Origin of the sequence: Phormidium pseudopriestleyi FRX01, from assembly GCF_017313335.1 — a bacterium.
Classification (GTDB): Bacteria; Cyanobacteriota; Cyanobacteriia; order Cyanobacteriales; family Laspinemataceae; genus Laspinema; species Laspinema pseudopriestleyi.
This window is the reverse complement of record NZ_JAFLQW010000299.1, coordinates 1-4111: the sequence shown is the minus strand read 5'-3', so window position 1 is coordinate 4111 and position 4111 is coordinate 1. Positions and strand designations below refer to the sequence as shown.

4 protein-coding genes and 1 tRNA gene are annotated in these 4111 nt (G+C 50.2%); 3 read left to right on the top strand and 2 right to left on the bottom strand.

The annotated features are described in order from the left end of the window. The first annotated feature begins 176 nt into the window (after positions 1-176). Positions 177-902: a C40 family peptidase gene (locus tag J0895_RS11155; protein ID WP_207088169.1), complete on the top strand. Its 726-nt coding sequence runs from the start codon at positions 177-179 to the stop codon at positions 900-902. Positions 903-1153: 251 nt separating this feature from the next. After that, on the top strand, positions 1154-2416 hold the full coding sequence (locus J0895_RS11150; protein WP_207088168.1) for an MFS transporter: 1263 nt from the start codon (positions 1154-1156) through the stop codon (positions 2414-2416). Between the two features lie 77 nt (positions 2417-2493). On the opposite strand, the gene J0895_RS11145 is transcribed toward J0895_RS11150, so the two are convergent. Further along, positions 2494-2567: transfer RNA gene (locus tag J0895_RS11145), tRNA-Arg, on the bottom strand. A gap of 36 nt (positions 2568-2603) precedes the next feature. On the opposite strand from J0895_RS11145, the gene moaC reads away from it, so the two are divergent. Beyond that, a complete protein-coding gene (gene moaC / locus J0895_RS11140; protein WP_207088167.1) occupies positions 2604-3122 on the top strand; it encodes a cyclic pyranopterin monophosphate synthase MoaC in 519 nt (172 codons plus the stop codon). On the opposite strand, the gene J0895_RS11135 is transcribed toward moaC, so the two are convergent. Then, on the bottom strand, positions 3119-3649 hold the full coding sequence (locus J0895_RS11135) for a hypothetical protein (RefSeq protein ID WP_207088166.1): 531 nt from the start codon (positions 3647-3649) through the stop codon (positions 3119-3121). The two genes, moaC and J0895_RS11135, sit on opposite strands and share 4 nt — an antisense overlap. Positions 3650-4111 lie beyond the last annotated feature (462 nt).

The following is a 4111-nucleotide window of genomic DNA, read 5'->3' as shown; positions in this document are numbered from 1 at the left end:
TTGTATGTCAATGCTGATTGTAATGGGGCAGCAAATATCTTAAGAAAGGTAGCGGTAACACTGGGATTTAATCTTAGTGGAGTCAGTAGGGGTGCTTTGACTACGCCCTTAAGGTTCAGATTCTGGACTCTTAAAGAATCCAACGCTCTTTAGACGTGGGAGTGTCAATTCTAACAATGGTTTCTCTAAATCAGCTTCAATTTAATCTAGCTTCTAAAGGGTCCGATGCACCGCAATATCAATGCCGAGTCGATCTCAATCTCTATGATTCCCCGCAGTGCGAGACCGTGGCAACTCAGGCATCCGTGGGTCGTTTGCTGAGAATTGTCCTGCCTCCGACGGAGGGGGCCGTGGGGGTCAAGTTATGTGAAGATGACTATCCCGGATGGGTGGCACTCACGGATTTGGAGAATCTGGAATTAGCCGAGTCCCCTTACCAGGCGATCGCCTTGGACCGCACCCAGATAGAACCGCAGATTCCCGCCATCATCGCCTTTACCCACCAAGCCATGAGCGTCCCCAATCAGTACCTGTGGGGAGGGACCGTCGCCCCCAACTATGACTGTTCTGGATTAATGCAGGCTGCCTTCCGGACCGCTCAAGTTTGGTTACCTCGGGATGCCTATCAACAGGAAGCCTTTACCCAACCCATTCCCCTCGGCGAAGTGCGATCGGGGGATCTCGTCTTTTTCGGACCGCCAGAAAAAGCCACCCATGTTGGCCTTTATCTAGGGGAGGGTCGTTATATTCACAGTTCCGGGAAAAAAGGGGGGCGCAACGGCATCGGCATCGATGTCCTATCTGAAAACAGCGATGATCCCGTCAGTCGTCACTATTATCAACAACTCCGGGGTGCAGGGCGAGTTTTAGAAAGTTATTTGCCTCAAGACTCGGACACCTGAAGCGTCGAAATCTTAACATTCTTTAACAAACTGCGGAAAAATCAGTAGCATGAAAGAGGGGGGCGGCAGATTGCGGCTTCCTCGGGTATCGGGACAGAATGAGATCCTTGGGACAAGACACCGGCTTTTTGGGCTTTTCGTTGCTGCTTTTTTGGGAGGAATTTGGTCCAAGGACCGGGTTTGTCTTCTCGTTACTGGACCGATGCCCTAGCTCAGTCATTTGTTGCAGTGGAAGAAAAGGAACTAAGGTTTTGAAGGTATTTTTAGAGATAGAGCCGCAGCGTCGCCATAGCCTGTTTGGATTATTTGCCGCAGGCTTATTGTTTTGGGCTTCTCTGGCTTCATTGCTGCCGACACTGCCGCTTTATGTCGAGCATATTGGAGGGACCAAAGGACAAATCGGTTTGGTGATGGGAGCATTTGCCCTGGGTTTACTGCCCTCCCGGGCTTGGTTGGGACCTCTGAGCGATCGCCGGGGTCGCAAAATCGTATTACGGTTGGGGACTGCTGTGGCGGCGATCGCCCCGTTAGGATATCTCTTCGTTGATTCGATTCCCCTGTTGATGGCATTACGGGCATTTCACGGCATTAGTATCGCCGCTTTTACCACCGCTTACAGTGCCTTAATCACCGATTTAGCGCCCGATCGCAATCGAGGGGAATTGATTGGGTATATGAGTTTGGTGACGCCCCTAGGGGTGGCGATCGGACCGGCCCTCGGAGGGTTTTTACTGGAAGCTGCCGGTTACCCCCCCCTCTTTGTCATGGCATTTGGATTGGGACTGCTCAGTTTCCTATTGCTCTATTTCGTCAGTGAACCCCTTCGGGATGATTTAACCTCACCAGCATTTGGCAAAGACTCGCAAAATCCCAACGCCACAGCGGATTCATTTTGGCGGCTGTTATGGAGTCCTCGTGTCCGAATTCCCGCCCTGGTGATGCTGCAAATTGGGCTAGTTTTTGGGTCGGTGGCGACCTTTGTCCCCTTGTTTATTAAGGAGACCGCCAGCGATTTTAATCCGGGATGGTTTTATACCGCAGCGGCTACGGTTAGTTTTAGTATGCGTTTGGTTACAGGTCGCGCCTCGGACCGTTACGGACGGGGATTATTTATTTCCGGGGGTTTGCTGGCCTACTGTCTAGCAATGGTCCTGCTGTGGACGGCCCAGGATAGCCGGGATTTTTTACTGGCTGGGGCGGTAGAAGGATGTGCTGCCGGAACGTTTTTGCCGATGATGGTGGCCCTAGTTGCAGACCGCTGTGCACCCCGGGAACGGGGGCGGTTGTTTGCGATGTGTATTGGCGGGTTTGATTTGGGGATCGCTCTGGCAGGGGCAATTTTTGGGGTTCTGGCGGAAGATTTAGGCTATCGAAATATTTTTGCGATCGCCTCGATTATGGCGTTCGTAGCATTGGGGATCTTTGTCACCCAGTCCAACATGAACTTACGCCAATCTCTGAAATTTGCCCTGGGTCGAGATCGCGACCTCTATGCCCTGCAAAAATTATCCTAAGCAAGGTCAAAAAAATTTGGGGTGCTCAAATTAGATATATCTAACTCAACACCCCAAATTTGTTTAAATTTTTAAAACGGGCTAGGAGGGATTCGAACCCCCGACACCGTGGTCCGTAGCCACGTGCTCTAGTCCACTGAGCTACAAGCCCTTACCGCTTAATAATACTAGCACAGGCTTTTGGAAAATGAAACCCCCTTTTCAAAAAAAATCTGAAAATTCCCCAAACCCTTATCAGTTAAGCCATCTGGACGCTGAAGGACAAGCGCGAATGGTGGATGTGTCGGAAAAAACAGTCACCCATCGACAGGCGATCGCGTCGGGACAGGTCCGGATGGATCGGGCCACGTTTGACAAGATTCAAGCCGGTAATGCACCCAAGGGAGATGTCTTAGGGACGGCGAGACTGGCGGGAATTTTAGGAGCGAAACAAACCTCGGGTTTGATTCCGTTGTGTCATCCCCTACCCTTGCACAAAATTGATGTAGAGATTTTGCCCGACGAGGAGCTTCCCGGTTATCGGATTCTCGCCGAAGTCAGGACCAAAGCGGAAACGGGAGTGGAAATGGAAGCGTTAACGGCAGTCTCGGTGGCGGCACTGACTCTTTATGACATGGCGAAAGCGTTATCGAAGGCGATCGCGATCGAAAATATCCGCCTAGAGAGCAAGACGGGGGGCAAATCGGGAGACTATCAAGCCGATTAAAACGCTTTGGGAGTGGCGTATGGTTTAAGCACTTGTTCACCCAGGGTCACTAGCTGTTGGGACCCCTCAATCATCAACAAATACCCGCCCTGGCGCAGATGATGATGATAAACGCCTACCGTAGACCCTTCTCCCAAAAAGCCAATTAACCCACCCACCATTGCGCCCAAAATAGCGGCGATCGCCACCACACCTGGAATGAGCAACAGAGCGTTAAAACCCAAAGGGTTAATCAGTCCCAGGTGGAAGGCCAAAACCAACGCCGAACCCACCAGGAACCCCATTGTGGCAAACACCATCAAAAAACGGCGAGCTTGGTCCACCGCAATTTGCATCGGTTCTAATAAACCCACACGAGCCGGAGAACTGTACCCTTGACCGACAATCGCCAGATGTTCCGGGGAAATCCCGTGATACTGTAAGAGTCGATAGGCGTCAAAAGTCGCTGCTTCATTAGCTAAAGGAATGATGGCCAGAGCGGTCTGGCGATTGCGAGAATGTTGCCGGAGTAAGCGCGAAGGAATCACAAAGCTGCTGGGGTAGTTGGGGTGGTGAAGGTTGATACTTGCATTTTATCCTTTGTTTTTTGAACTAAGACTCCGAAGTAAATCTTCCTTCTTGCTTTTAATCGGCGAATCAGTCCGGGAATCCCCCCGGAAACTGGATGAAACAGCGCTATGTCTGGAACTCTTTAACAAATCTTGGCTAAAAACGGATGACCCGCAACTGAAAAAGGGGCGATCGCTCATTCATCCGAGGTAGGGTTGGAGACAGAGTTTAAATTTCTGACTAAAGCTGTTTAAACTTACTCATTTTTTATGCTATTATAAGGTTATGAGCAAGTTTAGGATTGCCGAAGTCGCAAAAATTATGCAGAGTATCACCATCTACATTGTTCTTTGCTAGTCTTTATGATAGCCTCCGTCACCCGAACAAAAAGATGGTTGAGGAGTTAAAAAAAGTCAGTGAAGAGCTTTAAGACCAAGCTA